The following is a 20734-nucleotide window of genomic DNA, read 5'->3' as shown; positions in this document are numbered from 1 at the left end:
GGGCGGTCTCGGCACCGCGGCTTGGCCGTCTGATTAGGACCCCGGCCGGACGCGCCGGCTAGCACCGATGCGTCCCGAAACCGCCCTCCTGTCTTGGCAGGCCGAAGCGGTGCCAGCCCGGACGATCCCACAGCCGACCCGTCGCGCGGCCCGGCAGGCCTGGAGGGGTTCACGGGCTGTCGGCCCACAGGGCAGGCGCAACCGCTGGCGAGGTTAGGCGGGCCGGTGACCGGGGGAACCGACAGTCCCGGCGGTGTCGATGACAGTCCCTGCGTTATGGGGATGTTCGGCCATGAAGCGATCGAAGGTCGTGCGATCTTTGGCGCGCTTCAGCTTGTCGACGAAGCTCTCGAAATCCTGGAGACGGGTTTCGAGGGCGTGACGCTGCGCCTCGATACGGATGATCTCGCCATCGCGCCACGCATCAAAGGCGGTGTTGCCGCTGGTCCGTACCGAGGTGAACCACGACCGTTCGCCGAGCGCGGCACCACGCCCGAATGGCCGGCGCAGACGTTCGAAGCGGAACGGACCGGACAGCCTGCGATCGTACCGCCCGAGCGCCTGCCGCGCCAGAACGACAAGCCCGGCAAAGCCACCGACATAGAGGGCATCATGGATGAAGGGCATGATGGGCATGTGAAAGCTCCTTGCGCGCGTATCGCCGCCGTTGACGAGGGCCGGAGTATGCCGACGCAGCGCGGATGCAGCCTGAACCGGTTGGTTCAGAACGGGTTCAGCTTTCCGGCCCCGAACGCGTCGCCGGTTGCCCGCAGGCGGAGCCGAGGATGCAGACGGTGGACCGGGGTGGCAGCCGACCGGCCGTGCAAGGCCATTCAGACCCCGCCGGGCAGACGGGCCCCATCGAACCCGCATCACACGGCGTGGCGCCGGATCCGGTGGCCAGAGGATTGGCGTGACGCTCGGGATCCGGAGTGACGTCCTGATGCAGGGGGAGCCCGGCGAAGGACCTCAGACGCCTCGTTTCGACACCCGAGCCCGATAAGCCATCCCGCAGGCGCGAAGCGCCGCAGGGCATGCTGGACGGCGCTGCGCGACAGTCCGCCTCAGCCCGGGGCCTGGGGTGGCGGTGCGAACCGACGGGCATGGCGGGCGTTGCCCAACGCCTGAGGGGAACGCTTTCCATGCAGCAACGCTGGCCGAGCCGGTTATGGATCGTGCGGCACGGCCAGAGCGCCGGCAACGTCGCGGCAGATGCGGCCCACAGCGCAAACGCGGCGCGGATCGACATCGCCATGCGGGATGTGGACGTTCCCCTCAGCATCCACGGCGAGCGCCAGGCCGACGCTGTCGGACGTTGGTTCGCGGGTTTGCCGGCCGACAGCAAGCCCGACATCGTGCTGACATCCCCCTACCTCCGGGCCAGGCAAACCGCCGAGCACATCCGCGCCGCCGGCGGATTGGCGCCGGCGGCGCCGATCCCGACGATCGACGAGCGCTTGCGCGAGAGGGAACTGGGCATCCTCGACCGGCTGACGCGGGCCGGGGTCGAGGAACTGCATCCCGAGCAGGCGGCGATGCGACGGAGCCTCGGGAAGTTCTATCATCGGCCCCCGTCCGGCGAGAGCTGGTGCGACGTGATCCTGCGTCTCCGCAGTGCCTTCAATACGCTTGCCCTGCACCACGCCGAGCGGCGGGTTCTGATTGTCGCACATCAGGTCGTGGTTCTCTGCCTGCGCTACCTGATCGAGGATATGACCGAGGCGGAGATTCTCGCCATCGATGCCGCGGGCGATGTCGCCAACTGCTCGATCACCGAATACGCCTTCGATCCCCGTACAACCCCCATCGGAGCGCTCACGCTGGAGCGGTACAACTTCGTCGCCCCGGTCGCTGAAGCAGGCGCCTCCGTCACCTCCGAGCCTGACGCGAACGTGGCCGCCCGATGACCCCCACCCCGCTGACCGTTGCGAAGCTTAAGGAGCACCCGCTCCCGACACCCCGGGAGGGCAGCAAGGATGACCGCGGCAGCGCGCTCATCCTCGGAGGCTCGGCCTCGGTCCCGGGTGCGGCCCTGTTGGCCAGCGTGGCAGCGCTGCGCGCCGGAGCCGGCAAGCTGAAAATCGCCACAGCCCAGAGCGCGGCCGTCGGCATGGCGCTGACGGTGCCGGAAGCCATGGTGGTCGGTCTGCCAGAGACATCCGACGGCGGCATCGACGGCGAACGCGCCTTGGAATGCCTGCGTACGGCGGCGGAGGGCTGTGATGCCCTTCTGGTCGGCCCCGGTCTTCTGGGAAGCAAGCCGACGACCGCGATGGCAGTCGAACTTCTGCACAGGCTGCCAACTGCCACCTTCATCCTCGACGCGGCGGCAATCTGCGCCCTGGCCTCGCATGCCGATGACGTCCGCCGCCATAAGGGCCGGGTGGTGATCACGCCCCATGCCGGCGAGATGGCGCAGTTGCTGGATCGGAGCCGGGACGCCGTGGAGGCGGATCCCCTCGACGCGGCGCTTACAGCCGCCGACCTGCTGCAGGTGGTCGTCGTGATGAAGGGCGCCCGGACCTGGATCGTAGACCCGCAGGGTGCGCGCTGGCTCTACGAAGGCGGCGGCGTCGGGCTGGCCACATCCGGCTCCGGGGACGCGCTCGCGGGCATCGTCGTGGGTCTGCTCGCCCGCGGTGTGGAACCGCTGTCGGCTGCCCTTTGGGGCGTCTACTTGCATGGGGAGGCCGGCAGGCGACTGGCCGCGTCGGTCGGCCCGATCGGTTTCCTTGCCCGGGAATTATCGGGCGAGGTGCCGCGGATTTTGCACGAGGCGTCCGACTGAGCCGCCGCCGCACAGCGCCGCAGCCCCCGTCGCACCCATGGCTACAGCCTGTTCTGTTGGTGTCGGCTTGCGGCCGGACGATCTCCCGCGGCGGACAGACGATGCTCAGGCGCAGGTTCGGCACGCCGAGCCTGGACCGACAGTAAAAGGATCAAACAATGATCGATCTGAACACCGCGACCGCGGACGAACTGGACTGCGTGCCGGCCCTGAAGGGCCACGGATTCGAGATCGTGCGCTACCGCGAGGAACGCGGCAGGTTCACCAGCCTGCGACAGCTCGATGAGGTGCCGGGTCTGAGCGGCAAGACCGACGGCATCGCGGACCATGTCACGATCGCAGGAAGCTGAATGCTCACCGCTGGCACCAGCATGCCTCTCGTTACCGGCCTGCCGATCGTCGCCCATCCATGCGGGTCCGGTGAGCCAACGCCTGTTCGAGACGGCCTCCGGCCTGTCCGCGATGGCGCGGTAGGCCGGGGCGATGCGGGTCGCACCGGGATCGGCGGACAATGACGGACTTGGCCAGCCATGGTGCCGCGTTCGCCCGCGCAGTCTCGGGCTTCGGCCCGACCCCGCCGGTCGTCCTCTGCCACGACGATGCCGACGGCGTGTCGGCGGGAGCGATCCTGGGTCGGGCCCTGGAGCGTGCCGGATATGGCCCCATCGACGTGCAAGTGATCGGCCGGGGCGCCTCGGCCTGGGCACCTGCGACTCGGGAGGCGCTCGCGTCCCGGGATCCGGGGGGCATCGTGGTGACCGATCTCGGGGTTCAGGCGGGGGACATCGTGCCCGGCGTGCCGACGGTGCTGGTCGATCACCATGTTCCCCGCTCCCTGCCCGATTCCCCGGGGACAACGGTCATCAGTGGCCACGGGGATCTGCCGATCCCGACCTCCAGCCTCCTCGCCCATGCCTGTGCGGCGGCGCTGGGTGAGGCGGGCGATCTCGCATGGCTTGCCGGAATCGGCCTCGTCGGCGATCTCGGCGAGCGCGGCGCCAACGGCGACTTCCCCGACGTCATGGCGCCCCTGCGAAAGACCTATACCGCGAAGGCTCTGCGCGAGGCCGTAAGCCTGCTCAACGCGCCCCGGCGCTCGGCGTCCGGGGATGCGGGGCCGGCCCTGCGGCTGCTTCTGCGTGCGACTGGCCCCGCGGATGTCGTCGCGGGCACCGATCCGGATGCCGCAGCGTTGCGCGCCGCCCGGATCGAGGTGAAGGCTGCCTTGGATGCGGCCCGCGGCGTCCCCCCCCTCTTCGCCGGGCCGGTGGCTCTGGTTCTCTGCCGATCGCCCTGCCAGATCCATCCGCTGCTGGCGCAATCCTGGACGGGCCGGCTGCGGCGCCAGGTGGTGATCGGTGCGAATCTGGGTTTCCGCCCCGGCTACGTGCATTTCGCCGTGCGCAGCGCGTCCGTCCCGGACCTGATCAGGTTCCTCCGCGAGCGCGCCCCCACACTCGGGCCGGACGATCAGTTTGCCCAGGGGCATCAGCGCGCTGCGGGCGGCCAAGTCCGTGTGGAGACGTGGAATCGCTTCATGAGCAAGCTCGGCTTCGGGCTGGAGGCACAGGCCGCATGAGGCGCCGCGCGCTGATCGTCGGGGCGTCGCGTGGGCTTGGACTGGGCTTGGTCGCTCGCTTCCTCGAACGCGGGTGGGATGTGACCGCCACCGTCCGCAAGCCCTCCCCTGCCCTCTCGGACCTCGCGGAACGGGGTCCCCTGCACATCGCGACCGGGATCGATATCGACGATGACGACGCCGTCCTCGGTTTTGCGAACGCGTGTGCCGACGGGCCGGACTTCGACATCGTTTTCGTCGTCGCGGGTGTGGCGACGCAGGCGGGTATTCCCGCGGGGCGCGTGCCCCGCGACGTCGCCACCGCGGTCTTTCAGACGAACGCCCTGAGTCCGATCCGTTTCGCCGAGGCATTGCACGGGCGCGTGGCCCAGGATGGCCTCATCGTCCTGATGTCGTCGAAGCTGGGCTCGGTCTCCCTGAACCGCGGCGGCGGTTGGGGGAGCTACAGGGCGAGCAAGGCAGCCCTGAACACCCTGGCAAGGTCCTTCGCGGGCCAGCATTCCGGGGCGCGGTGGGGCGTCCTCCTCATGCATCCGGGCTGGGTCCGGACGGATCTCGGCGGACGACGTGCGACACTCGATGTGGACACCAGCGCCCGCGGCATGGTCGCCGTCGTCGAAGCCCGGCTCGGTCAGCGGGGCTGCGCGTTCATCGACTATACCGGCGCGACGGTGCCGTGGTAACCGGCCGCGCGCCTGTCTCTCAGTGAGGGACGGCATGAGGCCACACAGCTTCCTCACGGTGCGGCAGTCCAGCCGATCACCGCCTTCATGGGATCGCTGGAACGTGCCTCGGGCTTGAGGATCCGCCCTTCCAGGCGTGCGAAGCCGGCACGGCGAGGGTAGACGCCAACGCGGTGAGCATGCCCTGCGCCGTCGAGGGCATTCCAGATAGCGACAGCCTTGGTCGGAAAGCAGCGGTTCGAGAAACCGATCACCATAGGGGCGCCGGGGCGCAGCACGCGCGCGATCTCGGACAGGACGGTCGCGGGCTGCTGGAGGTCCTGCACCGAGATGCAGATCAGCGCGGCATCGATGTGGGTCGCGAAACGCGGATGCGCGTAGAACAGGGGATCGGGGCCGCGGCCGGACTCGCGAATGCAACCGGTGGAAAATCCGGCACGTCCTGCCCCATCGTCGCGCCTGGCTCCGGATCGAACGGCGCACCGACTTCAACACCCCGTGCGCGGGACGGGGATGACGTCGAAGCTTAGAGGAGACCAGATCGACGCCGGTGGACATGTCCACGCCGCCGCATCGGCGCGGTGGGCCGCACGGGGGGTTCGTCCCGGGCTGAGCGGACGCCGTTTCTGCGGTCGCCCGCCGGACGGGGGTCGTGATCAGCTGCAGGCACGGCCAGCGTGCCATGACCGCCGGGGTGTCGGGAATCCCGACGGGTGCGACCGCGCCGGCCGCTCCCGCCTCGGCCGCGATCCCCTACGCTTGGCTTCGATGATGCATCGCAGGGTCGCCGGCTCGCGGTTGGCTCGGAACTCCATGACCTACGATCTGCTGCATCACATCGTCGTTCGGCCAAGTCCTCTTCATCACCCTGCCCCGGTGGCTTACCCCCGAAAGGGGCTGGCGTGAGCGACGCGATCGATTGGGCGGAACGCCGCCGGATCGCCGAGCAGGCGCGCGGCGAGCGGCCCTGGGCACTCTGGGGACCCTATGTCAGCGAGCGCCAATGGGGCACGGTGCGCGAGGATTACAGCCGCGACGGCAACGCATGGCGCTCGCTCACCCACGACGACGCGTGCTCGCGCGCCTACCGATGGGGCGAAGATGGACTTGCCGGCATCTGCGACGCGCGGGGCCTGCTGTGCCTCGCGCTCGGCCTTTGGAACGGCCGTGACCATATCCTGAAGGAGCGTCTCTTCGGCCTGACCAACGAACAGGGCAATCACGGCGAGGACGTCAAGGAACATTACCACTACCTCGACGCGGTCCCGAGCCACGCCTACCTCAAGTTTCTCTACCGCTATCCTCAGGCGGCCTACCCGTACGAAGATCTCGTGCGCGAGGGCTTGCAACGCAGTCGCGAGGTTCCGGAATACGAGATCGATGACACCGGGATCTTCGAAGGCAATCGCTTCTTCGACGTGACCGTCGAATACGCCAAGGCGGATGTCGACGACATCCACGTCGTCATCTCCGCGACGAACCGCGGCCCGGAAGTCGCCGATCTCCACCTGATCCCGCAGCTCTGGTTCCGCAATACATGGGCATGGCGGGAGAACAGCCCACGCCCGCGTCTCACGCGCCATCCCGAAGGTGGCATCGCCTGCCAGCATCCCCGGCTCGGCGATTATCGGCTGGCCTACCAGGGCCAACCGGAGGTGCTGTTCTGCGAGAACGAGACGAACCTAAAGCGCCACGCCGGACAGCCCGACGCCGAAGGCCCGTTCAAGGACGGTCTCCACGCGGCGATCGTCGGGAATGACGCCACCGCGATCCGGCGCGATGCGGGCACCAAGCTCGGCCTCCACTATGCGATCCGCCTGGAGCCGGGCGCAACGACGCGCATCCGCCTGCGGCTCTCAGCGGGGACGCGGGCACGCCCGCTCGATCTGGACGGCAGCGTCCGCGACCGGCGCGTCGCCGAGGCCGATGCCTTCTATGCCGACCTTCAGGACGGGATCGCCGACCCGGATGCGCGCGCGGTCTTCCGGCAAGCCGCCGCGGGACTGATCTGGTCGAAACAGCTTTATGCCTACGACGTGCAGGTTTGGCTCAAGGGCGATCCGCTGCAGCCGGTGCCGCCCCGGGAGCGCGATGGTGGTCGAAACACCCACTGGCGGCATTTCGCGGCCTCCGACGTGCTCTCGATGCCGGACAAGTGGGAATATCCGTGGTTCGCCGCGTGGGACCTCGCCTTCCACTGCCTGCCGCTGGCGTTGCTCGATCCGGATTTCGCCAAAAAGCAGCTCCTGCTGCTGACGCGCGAATGGTACATGCATCCGAACGGCCAGCTCCCAGCCTACGAATGGGAGTTTTCCGACACCAATCCTCCGGTCCACGCCTGGGCGACCTACCGGGTGTTCGAGATCGACCGCCGCCGCCGCGGCGGGCGCGGTGACCTCGCTTTCCTCGAAGGCGTCTTCCACAAGCTGCTGATCAACTTCACCTGGTGGGTGAACCGCAAGGATGCGGGGGGCCGCAACGTCTTCCAGGGTGGCTTCCTCGGTCTCGACAATGTCGGCGTGTTCGACCGGTCGCGGCCGCCGCCGGGCTTCGGCATGGTGCATCAGGCCGACGGCACGGCGTGGATGGCGATGTATGCGCTCAACATGATGCGCATTGCCCTCGAACTCGCACTCCACAACGACGTCTACGAGAGCACCGCCTCGAAATTCTTCGAGCACTTCCTCCTGATCGCCGAGGCCATGACCGACATGGGCGGCGAGGGGTTCGGCCTCTGGGACGAAGAGGACGAGTTCTATTACGACGAGGTCGATATCCCCGGGGCGGGGCTGCTACCCTTGCGCGTCCGCTCCATGGTCGGACTGGTCCCACTCTTCGCCGTCGAGGTGATCGAGCCCTCGGTGCTTCAGCGCCTGCCGGATTTCGCCCGACGTCTCAATTGGCTGCTGGAGAACCGCCCGCATCTCGCCCGCCTTGTCTCGCGTTGGGACGAAGGCGGCGTCAAAGACCGCAAGTTGCTGTCACTGCTGCGCGGCCATCGAATGAAGGCACTGCTGCGGCGGATGCTCGACGAGGCGGAGTTCCTCTCGCCGTTCGGCGTCCGCTCGCTGTCGAAGGCGCATCGTGATCAACCCTATTCTTTGAACGAGTTCGGCGCCTCCTTCACGGTCCGCTACGATCCGGCGGACTCCACATCGAACATGTTCGGCGGCAATTCCAACTGGCGCGGGCCCGTGTGGCTGCCGATGAATTACCTGATCATCGAGGCCTTGCGCCGCTTCGACACCTATTATGGCGACGACTTCCGCGTTGAATTTCCGACCGGTTCGGGGGAGATGCGTACGCTGGCCGGGATCGCCGATGCGCTCCAGGATCGGCTGATCGCCCTCTTTACCAAGGACGAGGCCGGCCGCCGGCCGTTCCTCGGCGACCGGGCACCGATCCCGTCGGTCACAGGGGCTGAGGAGCCTCTTCTGTTCCACGAGTTCTTCGACGGCGACACCGGCCGCGGCCTCGGCGCCTCCCACCAGACAGGCTGGACCGCTCTGATCCTCAACCTGTTGGACAATCGAGCAAAGCTGCATTCGTAGGCCGCGCGTTGATCCGGATATCGCCAGGATCCGACGGGGGCCTTACCGGGTCACACAGTTCGCATCAGGGACTGTCGGCGGACGAACGAACGGGACATCGGGTGCGGGCACCTCTCGGCCCGCGCAAGGCGGTTGTGTCCCGTCCTTTTTGGCCCCCGCGCGGGGAAGCGCCTCCGTTGCGCCCTTACGACCGCCCCGATACCCGCTTCTCGATCCAACCCGAAAGCCAATCGGCGATATCGAGACTGTTCTTGTCCTGCATCAGCATATGCGAATTGCCGTGGATGCCGATCTCCGGCAGCAGGATCAGCTCGGCACGGCCGCCCGCGGCATTGGCCGCCGCGACGAAGCCGCGGCACTGCTTGAGCCGGGGCGCCCAGCGGGGTGAGGCCTCGACGTAGTCGCCGAACAGGACGAGGATCGGTAGATCCTTGAAGGGCGCGAGGTCGTCCTTAGCCGGATCCGGGCAGGCGGCGGGCTCGATGGCGACGATCGCCCGGATGCCGGTGCGGTCGAGGGCTGCGGTCTGGAACGGGTAGATCCCCGATTGCGAGTGCGAGACCAGCACCGCCCCTTTCAGCCGCTTGGCGAGTTCCGACAGGACCGGCACGGTTGGGTTCGGCACCGGCAGGGCCGCCGACCAATCCGGAACCATCTGTTTCCAGAACTCGGACTGGGCTTCCAGCGGGAACTGCATCCCCGGAAAGGCCTTCGGGTATTCCGGGCCGAACCGGAAGATCGCCCAGGCCGGCTCGCGGCCGGCCGAGAAGACAGGCGGCAGCGCGTCGGGCTCGGCCCGGCCCATCTTCACCGCGTCGATCTGGGCCGGGCTCGCCGCCGAGCGTCCGCGCCACGCCTGATCGATCACGTAGGTCGGGAATCCCCGGCGCACGAAGAACTCGTCCCAGCCCATGCGCCCGTCCGGCGTCGTCTCCCAGGTCTTTCCCGTGAGGCAGCAGCCGTGGATCAGGACCAGTGGCGGCCGGTGCGCGCCGACCGGGAGCTGATAGTGGACATAGATCTGATCGACGCTGATCGTGCCCGAGGGGGCGTAGGCGGGCAGCGTCGAGAGCGTGTCGGACTGGACGTCGCGGCCACCAACGAAGAAACTGCCCTGCTCGGCGATGGTGAGCGGCCCCGGGGAGACATCGGCTGCCTCGGCGCTTCCGCTCAGGAGCAGCAGGACCGTCGCCGCACGGAGGGCTGGCCATGCGCGTGAGAGGGCAGGCACCGACAATCCTGCCATGACGCGTCCCAGCCCCCTCGATCGGGCCCGCACCGGCCCCGTAGCGGACTGGGATCCTAAGCAGGCTCTCGCCTATACGCCACTGCTTAATCCGCGCAGGTCTTTCCCAAAGCATCGGTTTTTGTCGGAAAACCGTCGGAGACCGTTACGAAAGCTGTTTCACGCCTCACCCGATGCGGCCCCGGGTTTCCAAAGGGCTTCGCCCTTTGGCAGAGTCCCGGGGATTTAAAGGGCTCTGCCCTTCATCCGCGAAAGGTCCCGACCCCTCGAAACCATATGCCTTCTGTCGGTTCCCGTCGGGGAGAGGCCCGCTGGTGATCACGCGGCGACATCGCGCTCGATCCGGTTCGCGGCGTCGGCCGGCAGATCGAGGGCTTCGGCCAGCATCTTCAGGAACTGGCGCTCCTGCAGCGTGTCGGGATCGATGGCGAGCCGCGCCGCCGCGTAGATCCGGGCCGCCGCGTCGGGCGCCGTGACGCGCTCGGCGATCTCATCGACGTCAGCGGGGCTCTCCAGCTCCCGTTCCAGCCAGGACTGCCCGTCCGCGTCGAGGCCCGCCTCGGATACGGCGGCCTGGAGGCGCCGCCGCTCGGCCGCATCGACCAATCCGTCGGCACTCGTGGCCGCCACCATGGCCCGCAGCATCAGCCGCGCCTCATCCTCGGCGACCGCGGTGAAGTCCGGGCCGCCCTTGCCCGGCGCTGGCGGCTCCGCACCGCGCAGGGCCCGGAAGGCGAGGCCACCGATCAGCGCGAGCCCGCCGAGCGCGGCCCCCGAGGCGAGGCCGCCGCCCCGCGAGCGCACCAACGCATCGACCATTCGCCTGCTGTCGGCCATTCCATCCTCCCGCTCACGATCCCGAATCGGTTCGGAAACGGCCGGGAGGCGCTTCGGTTCAGCCGCGCTCAGGCGTCGGCCTCATCCTCGTCCTCGTCGATGTCCACGAGGAAGACGATGTCGGCTTCGTCCTCGTCCTCCTCGTCGTCCGAGGCACCGCCGGAATGGTGCGGATCCTCGACGTACTCGCCCTCCCCGTCATCCTCCGCCAGGGCATCCTCGAAGACCTCGATCTCGTCCTCGGTGGCGGGCCGGATCTTGAGCGCCGAGGTGCCGTTCCACAGCGGCTTGCCCTCGCTGGTCATGGTGCGGATGTCTTCCTTGAAGCCCGCACAGGTGAAGAGGTCCTTCGCGGACGCCTCGTCGCTGTTGATCACCGCAACGGCGGTGCCGTCGATCTCGAGCGTGAACATGGCCGGGATCCCTCTCGTCATCGTCCTCAGGCGCGCCCGGTCAGCGGGATCGCGCGGGTGCGACGCCGGGCCCCGGGCGAAAACCTTGGGGATTCGCCCGGCGGTCCTCAGCGCCGCCAGGGGGATGCTGTAGGGGTGAAGCGGGCGGGCGCCAAGCCCGTCGCCGGGGGTCGGCGCGATTTGGCGCGGCGTATCCGGCCGGGGCGGCCGAACCGCCAGCGGACAAGGAAGGATCACCGCGCATGCGGATCAGGCTCGGCTGCGAGATGCGCTACGCCTTCCCCTACCCCGTGCCCATGGTGGTGATGCTCAACGTGCATCCCAGCCGGACCGAGGCCCTCGAAGCGCCCGACACGCTGCGCACCGAGCCCCCCGTTCCGGTGGAGATCTACCGTGACGGATTCGGCAACCTATGCGGCCGCCTGACGGCCCCGGCGGGAAGCTTCACCATCGGCACGGACGCGGTGATCCGCGACCGTGGCGATCGCGATCCGTCCCATCCCGAGGCCGAGCAGCACCCGATCGAGGCGCTGCCCGCGGAGACGATCGTGTTCCTCCTGCCGAGCCGCTACTGCGAATCGGATCTGCTGGCCGACGAGGCGTGGCGGCTGTTCGGGCACGTCGCCCCGGGCTGGGGCCGGGTTCAGGCGGTCTGCGACTTCGTCCACAACCACATCGCGTTCGGCTACGAGTATGCCCACCGGGACCGCACCGCCATGGACGCCTATGCGGGCGGACGCGGCGTCTGCCGGGACTTCACCCACCTCGCGGTGGCGTTCTGCCGCGCCCTCAACGTGCCGACCCGTTACTGCACCGGCTACATCAGCTTCATCGGCGAACCCGAGCCACACCCGGCCGGCGATTTCGCCGCCTGGATGGAGGTCTATCTCGGCGGGCGCTGGCACGTGTTCGACCCGCGCAACAACGCGCCCCGGATCGGCCGGGTGATGGTGGCCTACGGGCGCGACGCCGCGGACGTGCCGCTGACCCACACCTTCGGTCCGAACCCGCTGGTGGGCTTCCGGGTCTGGGCCGACCGCATCCACCATCTCGACCAGTCCGAGGAGGCCGCGATCCTGCCGGAGGAACCGCTACCGCCGCAGAGCATGGCGACCCGGATGGGGTGAGCGCCGGGCTTCAGACCCCGGCGCCGCGGGCGATGGCCCGCTTGACCACGCCCTGCACCTCCGGGTTCGACAGGAACAGGTCGTGGTTGATGAGGCCGCCGGCGTAATCGGAGGCGTCGGCGACGCGCACGCCGAGCGCCTCCAGCTTCGACCGGTCCACGGCGCCCGCACGGACGCCGCCGGCCAGAGCGGCGGAGAGTTCCAGCGCCCGGTCGTTGGTTGCCGAGATCACGGTGATCTTCGAGACGTCGGGGCCGAGCCGGGCCACGCCGTTGGAGAACAGGTCGAAATCGATGTCGGGGGCGGCCAGCACCACGGCGCCGATCCGCCCCATCGCCGCCTCGCCGGCTTCGGCGCGCAGCATGCGCAGGGTCTCCAGCGTCAGGAGCGTGCCCATCGAGTGCGCCACGATGTTGATGCGGCCGCCGCTCGGCGAGGCGGCGAGCGCCTTGAGAAGGTCCTCGAAGGCATCCCGGGACCAGAGGGCGCTCTCGCGGTCGTAATTGTAGTCGAGGGTCGCGGCCGCCGAGGGCCACGTGAACAGGCCCGAGACGCCGCGGAAGCGGATCCCGTCCGAGAGCCGCGCCGCACTGACGGCGGCCGATTCGAACGATTCGCGGTAGCCGTGGACGTAGATCAGCACGTCACGCCCCAGGGCCGCCTGCGCGAAAGCCTGCGCGGCGCCGGGTCCGGTCTCGGTCTTCGGCACGGCGCCAATCGTCCAGTCGCCGGTGATCACCGACGACACCTGCCCGAGCAGCGACCGGTCCGGGGGCGAGAGGCGCACCTCGGCGAAGCTCAGGCCCCGGCCGCGCTCGCTGTTGAAATACGGGGGCTTCGGCGGGTTGCCCACGGGCTTGCGCGTCGTCGCCACCAGCAGCACCGGCATGACGTCGAGGGCCGACTGCTTCTCGGGCAGGGCCGCGCCGGTCCCGAGATCGTCGGTGACGCAGCCGCCAAGCGACGGGGCGAGAGACGCGGCGCCCGCAAGGGCACCGAACCGGAGGAGGACGCGACGTGAGACGGTCTGGCTCGACATGATCCGGGTACGCTCGGGCGGGGCCGCTTCCGTGGCGCAGGATCTTGGCCGTGGCGGGGCAGGCCGGAGGCGGGCGAGGCGCCGCTCGCTGTGGAGTACGGGCATGGTGCGGCGTGTTGTGCCTGGGACACAGGCCGCGCTATCCCTCGACGGCGGCCCACGCCACCGCCATGAAGAGCCCATGACGCCGTCCATCGACATCGAGAGCCTACGCGAGCGCCTGCTGCGCGGCGACCGCGCCGCCCTGGCCCGAGCCATCACCCTGGCCGAGTCGAAACGGGCCGATCACCGGGCGCTCGCCGCCGCCCTGATCGATTCCGTGCTGCCGCAGACCGGCCAAGCGATCCGGGTCGGGATCACCGGCGTTCCCGGCGTCGGCAAATCGACCACCATCGACGCCCTCGGCTCGAACCTGACGGCGGCGGGTCACAAGGTGGCGGTGCTGGCGGTCGATCCGTCCTCCTCGCGCACCGGCGGCTCGATCCTGGGCGACAAGACCCGGATGGCCCGGCTCGCCCACGATCCGAACGCCTTCATCCGCCCCTCCCCGTCCTCCGGCACGCTCGGCGGCGTCGCGGCGAAGACCCGCGAGACCATGCTGCTCTGCGAGGCGGCCGGGTTCGACGTGATCCTGGTGGAGACGGTCGGCGTCGGCCAATCCGAGACGGCCGTGGCCGATCTCACCGACTTCTTCCTCGTGCTGATGCTGCCGGGCGCGGGCGACGAGTTACAGGGCATCAAGAAAGGAATCCTCGAACTCGCCGACATGATCGCGGTCAACAAGGCCGATGCCGGCGAGGCCGAGCAGCGGGCCAACGCGGCGGCCTCCGAGTATCGGGCGGCCTTGCACATCCTGACGCCGGCCTCTGCGACCTGGACGCCGCCGGTTGTGACGATTTCGGGCTTCCACAATCTGCGGCTGGACGCCCTGTGGGCAAAGATCGTCGATCACCGGCAAAAGCTCACCGCCACCGGCGAGATCCAGGCGAAGCGCCGGACCCAGGACGTGAAGTGGATGTGGGCGCTGGTGGACGAGCGCCTGCATCAGCGCCTCGTCGGATCGCCGGAGGTTAGGCGCCGCACCGCCGAGGCGGAGGCGGCCGTAGCCCGGGGGGAGACGTCGCCGGCTGCGGGCGCGGCCGCCATCGCGGCATTGATCGGGCTCTGATACGGCCGGTCCGAACTCGGATTCCTGGGGCTGCGCGCACAATTTCGCGGCAGGTGGGGGGCACAAACCCGGTCTCGCGCGTTCCGAGGACGACGGCGTATCGAGCGGCGCCCCGTCTCGGTGCCGCGCACGTCCCAGGAGAGTGCCATGGTGGATACGGATCGGATCGTCGGCGGCGCCAAGGAGGCCGCCGGCAAGGTTCAGGGCGCGGCTGGCGATTTCGTCGGCTCGAACCGGGACTCGGTCGAGGGGCGGTTCCGCGAGGCGCAGGGCCAAGCGCAGAACGTTTACGGACAGGTGAAGGACAAGGCTCGCGACGTCGCCGATCGGGCCGGCGACGTCGCGGGCGACGTGTATGACCGCGCCGGTGACTATGCGAGCGATGCCTACGAGCGCGGCGGTTCCTACCTGCGCGACGGCAGCGCCGCCGTCGGCGCCCGCGTTGAGGAGAACCCGCTGGTCGCGCTGCTCATCGCGGGTGCGGTCGGCTACGGGCTGGCCCTGCTGATCCACGGCCGCCGCTGATCGAAAACGGCCCCGCCCGATATCGCGGGCGGGGCCGGATCTGTCGCTGAAGCTTTCGTCGTGACACGCGCTCTTGCGCCGAACCGGCATCCGCTTCGGCAGAGGGCGCTCTACTGCGCCGTCCAGCCACCATCCATCGGGATGTTGGCGCCGGTAATCTGGCTCGCCGCGTCGGAACACAGGAACACCGCGAGGGCGGCGACCTGATCGACCGTGACGAATTCCTTGGTCGGCTGCGCCTTGAGCAGCACCTCCTCGATCACCTGCTCCTTGGTGAGATTACGGGCCTTCATCGTGTCGGGGATCTGCGCTTCCACGAGGGGCGTCCAGACGTAGCCCGGCGAGATGCAGTTCACCGTGACCTTGTGGGGCGCGAGTTCCAGCGCCGCCGTCTTGGTCAGGCCGGCGATGCCGTGCTTGGCGGCGACGTAGGCCGACTTGAACGGCGAGGCCACCAGCGAATGGGCCGAGGCGGTGTTGATGATCCGCCCCCAACCCCGTGCCTTCATGCCGGGGATCGCGGCATGCATCGCGTGGAAGGCCGAGGACAGGTTGATCGCGATGATCTGCTCCCACTTCTCAGTTGGGAACTCCTCGATCGGCGAGACGAACTGGATGCCGGCATTGTTGACCAACACATCGAGGGACCCGAAGCACTCCTGCGCGTCCCGGACCATCGCGCCGATCTCGGCCGGCTTCGACATGTCGGCCCCGGAATAGAGGGCGCGCACCCCGAACTCCGACTCGATGGCGGTGCGGGCCTGTTCGATCTCCTCCGGCTTGCCGAAGCCGTTGAGCACGATGTTGGCCCCCTCGGCGGCGAAGGCCCGGGCGATGGCGAGCCCGATCCCGCTGGTCGAGCCGGTGACGAGGGCGGTCCTGGTCTTGAGCGTCATGGCAACCTCCGGATCTGTGCGGGCCTGCGATCAGGCGAGATAGTCGTGCAGCACTGTGCCGTACGGGAGGGTGAAGTCCACGACCATGTGGCGCGCCCCGACGATCCGGCGCACCGGCAGGTCGGCGACGCGGCAATTCACATGCGGGATCAGGTCGAGCCGGCCCTCGCCGTTCCAGGCGCCATGCACGGTGATGTCTTCCAGACGGTAACCCACGAGTTGGGCGACCTTCGGCCGGCCGTCGACATCCGGCAGGAGCTTCAGGTTGACGTTGAGCTTGCGCAGCCCCTCCCGGACGGAACCGAGATCGTGCTCCAGGCTCTCGTGCTTGTAGGTCATCGTGCCCATGGCGACCCGCTCCTCGTCGTAGAACAGCGTGCCGGTGAGCGTATCCTTCATGAGCTTGAGCTGGGGCTGGCCCCACTTCTTCGGGAAGCCCCAGATCTCGCGGCCGGCCGTGATCGGCGGCTCGTCGTCGAGGTACATCTGGATCGAGAAGTTGCACGGCTCGCCGTCGTGGAAGGCATAGGCGCCGCTGCCGCTCTCCTCGTAATCGCCGAAGCCTGAGGAATCGGGCATCTTCATCCACTCGTAGAAGACGAGATTGTCCGGGTGCGGCTCCAGCGGCTCCGGCAGCGCCCGGCGCAGGGCGGCCGGATCGGTCTCGTAGGTGATGATCAGGTACTCGCGCTGGCGGAACCGGTAGGGCCCACGCGGGTAGCTCGGGCTGAAGGCGGGCATCGAGGTCGTGGACAGGATCTCGTCGCGGGTCATGGTCAAGCCTCCGCTCGTCCGTACCGGGGCGATCGGTCCGCCCCGGCTTCCGTCAGATTCGTCTCAATCGCGGGCGTGCCGGCTGAGGTCGAAGACGGCGACGCCGTCCTCGTTGTGGGCCCGCTCACGCCACCGGCGGTGGCGCAGGGACCGGACCGCATCGTCGTGTCCGGCCTGCCAATGCTCCAGCATCGTCGCCCGGGAGAACTCGTAATCCTTCGAGTTTCCCTCGTAGCTCTTCTGCCGGTAGATCAGCTGCATCATCGTGATGAAGTTCTGGCGGGTGACCTGACGCAGGAAGGTTACGTCATCGTCGGCCTGCATCTCCGGCGGCAGCGTCTCGATCAGCCGCCGCATGGCGCGCTTGGCCTTGCGAATCTCGATGTTCTTATCGGTGTTGAGCCGGGTCCGGCTCGAATAGCGGATGTCTTTCTCACGCTCGGCGGCCTCGACCAGGGTGCGCGGCATCGCCCCCTGAGCCGAGAACAGATCGACCTGGTAGACGACGAGATCACGCTGGCGTTCGGTATCGAGCACGTAATCGAGGGGCGTGTTCGAGACGAGGCCGCCGTCCCAATAGGCCTCACCGTCGATGATCACCGGCGGGAAGCCCGGCGGCAGCGCCCCCGAGGCCATGATGTGTTCCGGGCCGATTCGGTCGGTCCGGGTGTCGAAATAGATGAAGTTGCCCGAGCGGACATTCACGGCCCCGACGCTGAGCCGCACCTCGCCTCTGTTGATCCGGTCGAAATCGACGAGCCGCTCCAAGGTGCCCTTCAGGGCACCGGTATCGTAGAGGCTGAGCGCCTCCGGGGCGCCGGGCGGGTAGAGGGTCGCGGGCGGAACGCGCGGCATGAAGAATCCCGGCACGCCGAAGGTCGCGATCCAGGCCGCGGACATCTCGTTGAACGCAGCGCGCGCCTGTTCGCCGGGGACGAACGGCTTCGCCGTCAGGCCCGAGGAGACCAGCTCCCAGAATTCCCGCAGCCGGGGGACACGTCGATCCGGCGGGTTGCCGGCGATCAGCGCCGCGTTGATCGCCCCGATCGAGATGCCGGCGACCCAATCGATCACCGTCTGATGCGCAGCGAGCGCTTCGTAGATGCCAGCCTGATAGGATCCGAGCGCACCACCGCCCTGAAGAACGAGGACCGATGCCTCGCCGGAGGGATAGAGGGTCTCGGATGCGTTCATCGGGCTGCCAAGCTTTGAGCTCGTGGCTCAGGTGGCAGATTCAGATCTTAGAAATGTGACATCGGGTCAGGGCCAGTATGTAAGCGATCCTTGTCCCCAGGAAGGACAGCGGAGCGCTTCGCCTTATCGAGCCTCTGATCTTTCGAGATCGATCGCGCCGACTGCATCGCCTTGGGCGAGCGGCAACACGACTTCCACACGCAGGCCGGGTTCGTTGTCGAGCAAATGCAGAGCGCCCCGGTGGAGCCGCACGACGGCGTTGACGAGGCTGAGACCAACCCCAAGCCCTGGACGCGACCGGGACTGCTCCAGACGGACGAATCGCGCGAGCACATGCGTGCGCTCGCCCTCGGGAATGCCAGGTCCGCTGTCGGAAACCGCCAGACGGGCGAGCTCACCGTCGCGCCAGACCGCGACGGCGATCCGACCCGCCCCCCCGTCCGGCGGGGCACCGTATTTCAGGGCGTTATCGACGAGGTTGGCGAGCGCCTGCCCGATCAGCTCGCGGTTGGCCTCTACCACGACCCCGTCCTGCGCCGTGACATCCAGGGTAAAGCCCTGGTCCTCGGCGAGGGCTTCGTAGAGCTCGGCCACCCCGCGGGCGGTGGCGCCGAGGTCGAGGGGCGCCATGATCTCGCGGGCGCTCCCGGCTTCAAGCCTGGCGATCATCAGCAGCGCGTTGAAGATCCGGATCAGCCCGTCGCCCTCCTCGATCACGGCGTCGAGGGCGGCGCGCAGCTCATCCGGCGTCGAGGGCCGGCGCAGGGCTTCGTCGGCGCGGTTGCGCAGGCGGGTGAGAGGCGTCTTGAGATCATGGGCGATGTTGTCGGAAACGTCGCGCATCCCGCGCATCAGCTCGCTGATTCGCTCCAGCATCTGGTTGAGGCTCAACGCGAGGCGATCGAGTTCGTCGCCGTTGCCCGCGACATGCAGGCGCCCGTCAAGGTCCCCCGCCATGATGGCCCGGGTGGTCTGCGTCATGGCATCGACCCGGCGCAGGACGCGACTCGCCGCGAGCCAGCCGCCGATGACCCCGAGGACGACCACGGCGGCGACGGATGTGCCGAAGGCCCGGCCGATCACGGCGCGCAGGCGGTCGCGCTCCTCCGTGTCCCGGCCGACGAGGAGCCGGAAGCCCCCCGGCAGGGTGAAGACCCGAACGATCGCCCGATGGGCCTCGGCATTGGAATCGTTGCGGCCGTAGCGGGTCTCGCTCTGGCCGGGCGTCGCCAGGATTGCTGCCGGAACGTAGCCGACATTCCCGACGACGTGATCGCCTCCGGCCGTGGTGACGAGGTAGAGGGAGGCGCCCGGCTCCCGCGAGCGCCGCTCGACGACGCTGATCAGCCGGCGCAGACCACCGGAGTTATACTGCTCCGACAAACCGTTGATCTCGGCGTCGATCGTTGAGACGATCTGGTCATCCAGCACCGCACGCGCGTTCCAGGCGACGTAGCCGAGTGCCAGGAAGGCGCAGAGCGTGAAGATCGCCAGATAGGCGAGCGACAGCTTGAACGCGGTGGTGCGAAACAGTTTCTGGACGCGCGCCGCGCCGGTCTCGGGGAGACTCATCGCGTCGGCGGGAAAGCGGTTCACCCGGCGCCGCCCTCATCGACACGCAGCACATAGCCGGCGCCCCGGACCGTATGGATGACCGGGGATGGGAAGCCCTTGTCGAGCTTGCCGCGGAGGCGCGAGACATGGACGTCGATGACGTTGGTCTGCGGATCGAAATGGTAATCCCAGACGTGCTCCAGCAGCATGGTGCGGGTCACCACCTGGCCGGCATGGCGCATCAGGTATTCGAGGAGCCGAAATTCCCGAGGCTGCAGAGGGATCTCCCGTCCGGACCGGGTGACGCGGTGTGACAACCGGTCGAGTTCCAGATCACCGACGCGATAGCGGGTCTCTTCCGCGGTGCCCGATCCGATCTGCCGCCGGGCCAGGGCCTCGGTGCGGGCGAGCAGTTCCGAGAACGCGTAGGGTTTCGGCAGGTAATCGTCGCCGCCGGCGCGTAACCCCTTCACCCGATCATCGACCTGACCCAGTGCCGACAGGATCAGGACCGGCGTCGCCACCTTCTGCTCGCGCAGGGAGCGAACCAGCGACAGACCATCCAGCTTAGGTAGCATGCGATCGACGATCAGCACGTCGTAGGCGCCCTCGCGGGCCAGCGCATAGCCGTCCAGCCCGTCATGCGCGCAATCGGCGACGTGGCCGGTTTCCCGGAACGCCTTGACCAGATAGGCCGCCGCTTCCCGGTCGTCCTCGATGATGAGAAGTCGCATGGATCCGGTCCATAGCGCGCCGCGCGGATCGGGGGAACGGGACTCGCTCAGCATGGTCAAGCCACTCCCCTCCCCTCTCGCGAAGTGAACGGGCCGGGACCGCGGGGCACGGGTCCCGGCCCGCTCCGAAGCGACGCGTGAAAAACCTCGGAGGGCGCGAGGTTCGTTTGCGGCTTCGTCCAACCGATCCGCAGCGCGGTTCGGTGGTGCCGAGACTCTGAACGGCCGCCGATTACGGGAGGGTCGCGGGCAGATGACTTTCCGGCAAGACTCGTCCGATCCCACAGGCACGAACGCAAACAGGCCGCCCCGTGAGGGGCGGCCTGTTTGCGTCGGAGAAATCGTGTTGAGGGAATGGCGCAGGCTCGTGTGAGCGGTGTGCGCGTTCGATTGCGATGTGCGGGTCTGGCGGCGACCGACTCTCCCGTGTCTTGAGACACAGTACCATGGGCGCTGGCGTGTTTAACGGCCGAGTTCGAGATGGGATCGGGTTCTGGGCACGCCGCTCAGGCCACCAGACCGGCGCATCGCAATTGTTTTGGCACTTGGCGGCGCAGGGTGCTGCGACGTCGAGTGCTGTGTTCGGCAAGCATGTTGGTGGCAGCGTCTGCTGCTGGTCTGTTTAT

General features: G+C 68.4%; 20 protein-coding genes and 1 rRNA gene. 9 read left to right on the top strand and 12 right to left on the bottom strand.

All coding sequences use genetic code 11. The features are described 5' to 3' along the window. Positions 1-213: 213 nt before the first annotated feature. Positions 214-636: a DUF2852 domain-containing protein gene (locus tag BLQ49_RS27580; RefSeq protein ID WP_091722547.1), complete on the bottom strand. Its 423-nt coding sequence runs from the start codon at positions 634-636 to the stop codon at positions 214-216. A 467-nt stretch (positions 637-1103) separates the two neighbouring features. Between BLQ49_RS27580 and BLQ49_RS27575 the strand changes: the two genes are divergently transcribed. From BLQ49_RS27575 to BLQ49_RS27555, 5 genes are all read left to right on the top strand, one after another. Then, positions 1104-1907 (top strand): histidine phosphatase family protein, encoded by an 804-nt coding sequence (locus BLQ49_RS27575; RefSeq protein WP_244507784.1) that lies wholly within the window; start codon positions 1104-1106, stop codon positions 1905-1907. After that, positions 1904-2788 carry an NAD(P)H-hydrate dehydratase gene (locus BLQ49_RS27570; protein ID WP_091722542.1) on the top strand — a complete coding sequence of 295 codons (885 nt, stop codon included), beginning with the start codon at positions 1904-1906 and terminating at the stop codon, positions 2786-2788. The genes BLQ49_RS27575 and BLQ49_RS27570 overlap by 4 nt, the downstream gene beginning before the upstream one ends. Before the next feature lie 158 nt (positions 2789-2946). Beyond that, on the top strand, positions 2947-3138 hold the full coding sequence (locus BLQ49_RS27565; RefSeq protein WP_091722539.1) for a ComEA family DNA-binding protein: 192 nt from the start codon (positions 2947-2949) through the stop codon (positions 3136-3138). Between the two features lie 161 nt (positions 3139-3299). Next, entirely contained in the window at positions 3300-4367 is a 1068-nt protein-coding gene (locus BLQ49_RS27560) for a single-stranded-DNA-specific exonuclease RecJ family protein (RefSeq protein WP_091722536.1), read from the top strand. Continuing rightward, the gene (locus BLQ49_RS27555; RefSeq protein ID WP_091722533.1) at positions 4364-5050 is read left to right on the top strand and encodes an SDR family NAD(P)-dependent oxidoreductase; all 687 of its coding nucleotides are present in this window, start codon (positions 4364-4366) and stop codon (positions 5048-5050) included. The genes BLQ49_RS27560 and BLQ49_RS27555 overlap by 4 nt, the downstream gene beginning before the upstream one ends. Positions 5051-5103: 53 nt before the next feature. On the opposite strand, the gene BLQ49_RS27550 is transcribed toward BLQ49_RS27555, so the two are convergent. Further along, positions 5104-5376: a hypothetical protein gene (locus tag BLQ49_RS27550; protein ID WP_244507783.1), complete on the bottom strand. Its 273-nt coding sequence runs from the start codon at positions 5374-5376 to the stop codon at positions 5104-5106. Positions 5377-5952: 576 nt separating this feature from the next. On the opposite strand from BLQ49_RS27550, the gene BLQ49_RS27545 reads away from it, so the two are divergent. Next, on the top strand, positions 5953-8601 hold the full coding sequence (locus BLQ49_RS27545) for an MGH1-like glycoside hydrolase domain-containing protein (protein ID WP_208859127.1): 2649 nt from the start codon (positions 5953-5955) through the stop codon (positions 8599-8601). A 184-nt stretch (positions 8602-8785) separates the two neighbouring features. Here the strand turns inward: BLQ49_RS27545 and BLQ49_RS27540 are convergent, their stop codons facing one another. From BLQ49_RS27540 to BLQ49_RS27530, 3 genes are all read right to left on the bottom strand, one after another. Further along, entirely contained in the window at positions 8786-9832 is a 1047-nt protein-coding gene (locus tag BLQ49_RS27540; RefSeq protein ID WP_244507782.1) for an alpha/beta hydrolase family protein, read from the bottom strand. 333 nt (positions 9833-10165) lie between these two features. Next, a complete protein-coding gene (locus BLQ49_RS27535; protein ID WP_091722528.1) occupies positions 10166-10684 on the bottom strand; it encodes a DUF533 domain-containing protein in 519 nt (172 codons plus the stop codon). A gap of 68 nt (positions 10685-10752) precedes the next feature. Further along, complete coding sequence (locus BLQ49_RS27530) at positions 10753-11097, bottom strand: hypothetical protein (protein WP_091722526.1); 345 nt, start codon at positions 11095-11097, stop codon at positions 10753-10755. Between the two features lie 242 nt (positions 11098-11339). Between BLQ49_RS27530 and BLQ49_RS27525 the strand changes: the two genes are divergently transcribed. After that, the gene (locus BLQ49_RS27525; protein ID WP_091722523.1) at positions 11340-12224 is read left to right on the top strand and encodes a transglutaminase-like domain-containing protein; all 885 of its coding nucleotides are present in this window, start codon (positions 11340-11342) and stop codon (positions 12222-12224) included. A gap of 10 nt (positions 12225-12234) precedes the next feature. Here BLQ49_RS27525 and BLQ49_RS27520 read toward each other — a convergent pair whose 3' ends face one another. Next, positions 12235-13263: an alpha/beta hydrolase gene (locus BLQ49_RS27520; protein WP_091722520.1), complete on the bottom strand. Its 1029-nt coding sequence runs from the start codon at positions 13261-13263 to the stop codon at positions 12235-12237. A gap of 181 nt (positions 13264-13444) precedes the next feature. Here BLQ49_RS27520 and meaB point away from each other — a divergent pair, with 181 nt between their 5' ends. Both meaB and BLQ49_RS27510 read left to right on the top strand, forming a co-directional pair. Continuing rightward, positions 13445-14431 carry a methylmalonyl Co-A mutase-associated GTPase MeaB gene (meaB, locus tag BLQ49_RS27515; RefSeq protein ID WP_091722516.1) on the top strand — a complete coding sequence of 329 codons (987 nt, stop codon included), beginning with the start codon at positions 13445-13447 and terminating at the stop codon, positions 14429-14431. 147 nt (positions 14432-14578) lie between these two features. After that, the gene (locus tag BLQ49_RS27510; RefSeq protein ID WP_091722514.1) at positions 14579-14956 is read left to right on the top strand and encodes a CsbD family protein; all 378 of its coding nucleotides are present in this window, start codon (positions 14579-14581) and stop codon (positions 14954-14956) included. Between the two features lie 110 nt (positions 14957-15066). Here the strand turns inward: BLQ49_RS27510 and BLQ49_RS27505 are convergent, their stop codons facing one another. The 6 genes from BLQ49_RS27505 to rrf form a co-directional block, all read right to left on the bottom strand. Further along, positions 15067-15852 carry a 3-hydroxybutyrate dehydrogenase gene (locus BLQ49_RS27505; RefSeq protein WP_091722512.1) on the bottom strand — a complete coding sequence of 262 codons (786 nt, stop codon included), beginning with the start codon at positions 15850-15852 and terminating at the stop codon, positions 15067-15069. Positions 15853-15882: 30 nt separating this feature from the next. Next, positions 15883-16626, bottom strand: coding sequence for an acetoacetate decarboxylase (locus BLQ49_RS27500; RefSeq protein WP_091722509.1), 744 nt, complete (start codon positions 16624-16626; stop codon positions 15883-15885). Between the two features lie 63 nt (positions 16627-16689). Beyond that, complete coding sequence (locus BLQ49_RS27495; RefSeq protein WP_091722505.1) at positions 16690-17820, bottom strand: patatin-like phospholipase family protein; 1131 nt, start codon at positions 17818-17820, stop codon at positions 16690-16692. A 123-nt stretch (positions 17821-17943) separates the two neighbouring features. Continuing rightward, the gene (locus BLQ49_RS27490) at positions 17944-19392 is read right to left on the bottom strand and encodes a sensor histidine kinase (RefSeq protein ID WP_091722572.1); all 1449 of its coding nucleotides are present in this window, start codon (positions 19390-19392) and stop codon (positions 17944-17946) included. A 20-nt stretch (positions 19393-19412) separates the two neighbouring features. Beyond that, positions 19413-20108, bottom strand: a complete 696-nt coding sequence (locus BLQ49_RS27485) for a response regulator transcription factor (RefSeq protein WP_091722502.1) — start codon at positions 20106-20108, stop codon at positions 19413-19415. Between the two features lie 403 nt (positions 20109-20511). Next, positions 20512-20627 (bottom strand): 5S ribosomal RNA (gene rrf / locus BLQ49_RS27480). Positions 20628-20734 lie beyond the last annotated feature (107 nt).

Origin of the sequence: Methylobacterium phyllostachyos (genome assembly GCF_900103445.1) — a bacterium.
Classification (GTDB): Bacteria; Pseudomonadota; Alphaproteobacteria; order Rhizobiales; family Beijerinckiaceae; genus Methylobacterium; species Methylobacterium phyllostachyos.
Note: the sequence above shows the minus strand (reverse complement) of the source record. Positions and strands in the feature narration are given on the sequence as shown.

Coding starts and splice junctions, on each gene's coding strand:
- BLQ49_RS27580 (WP_091722547.1), bottom strand. CDS start 636: ATGCCCATCATGCCCTTCATCCATGATGCCCTCTATGTCGGTGGCTTT.
- BLQ49_RS27575 (WP_244507784.1), top strand. CDS start 1,104: ATGGCGGGCGTTGCCCAACGCCTGAGGGGAACGCTTTCCATGCAGCAA.
- BLQ49_RS27570 (WP_091722542.1), top strand. CDS start 1,904: ATGACCCCCACCCCGCTGACCGTTGCGAAGCTTAAGGAGCACCCGCTC.
- BLQ49_RS27565 (WP_091722539.1), top strand. CDS start 2,947: ATGATCGATCTGAACACCGCGACCGCGGACGAACTGGACTGCGTGCCG.
- BLQ49_RS27560 (WP_091722536.1), top strand. CDS start 3,300: ATGACGGACTTGGCCAGCCATGGTGCCGCGTTCGCCCGCGCAGTCTCG.
- BLQ49_RS27555 (WP_091722533.1), top strand. CDS start 4,364: ATGAGGCGCCGCGCGCTGATCGTCGGGGCGTCGCGTGGGCTTGGACTG.
- BLQ49_RS27535 (WP_091722528.1), bottom strand. CDS start 10,684: ATGGCCGACAGCAGGCGAATGGTCGATGCGTTGGTGCGCTCGCGGGGC.
- BLQ49_RS27530 (WP_091722526.1), bottom strand. CDS start 11,097: ATGTTCACGCTCGAGATCGACGGCACCGCCGTTGCGGTGATCAACAGC.
- BLQ49_RS27525 (WP_091722523.1), top strand. CDS start 11,340: ATGCGGATCAGGCTCGGCTGCGAGATGCGCTACGCCTTCCCCTACCCC.
- BLQ49_RS27520 (WP_091722520.1), bottom strand. CDS start 13,263: ATGTCGAGCCAGACCGTCTCACGTCGCGTCCTCCTCCGGTTCGGTGCC.
- meaB (WP_091722516.1), top strand. CDS start 13,445: ATGACGCCGTCCATCGACATCGAGAGCCTACGCGAGCGCCTGCTGCGC.
- BLQ49_RS27510 (WP_091722514.1), top strand. CDS start 14,579: ATGGTGGATACGGATCGGATCGTCGGCGGCGCCAAGGAGGCCGCCGGC.
- BLQ49_RS27505 (WP_091722512.1), bottom strand. CDS start 15,852: ATGACGCTCAAGACCAGGACCGCCCTCGTCACCGGCTCGACCAGCGGG.
- BLQ49_RS27500 (WP_091722509.1), bottom strand. CDS start 16,626: ATGACCCGCGACGAGATCCTGTCCACGACCTCGATGCCCGCCTTCAGC.
- BLQ49_RS27495 (WP_091722505.1), bottom strand. CDS start 17,820: ATGAACGCATCCGAGACCCTCTATCCCTCCGGCGAGGCATCGGTCCTC.
- BLQ49_RS27490 (WP_091722572.1), bottom strand. CDS start 19,392: ATGAGTCTCCCCGAGACCGGCGCGGCGCGCGTCCAGAAACTGTTTCGC.
- BLQ49_RS27485 (WP_091722502.1), bottom strand. CDS start 20,108: ATGCGACTTCTCATCATCGAGGACGACCGGGAAGCGGCGGCCTATCTG.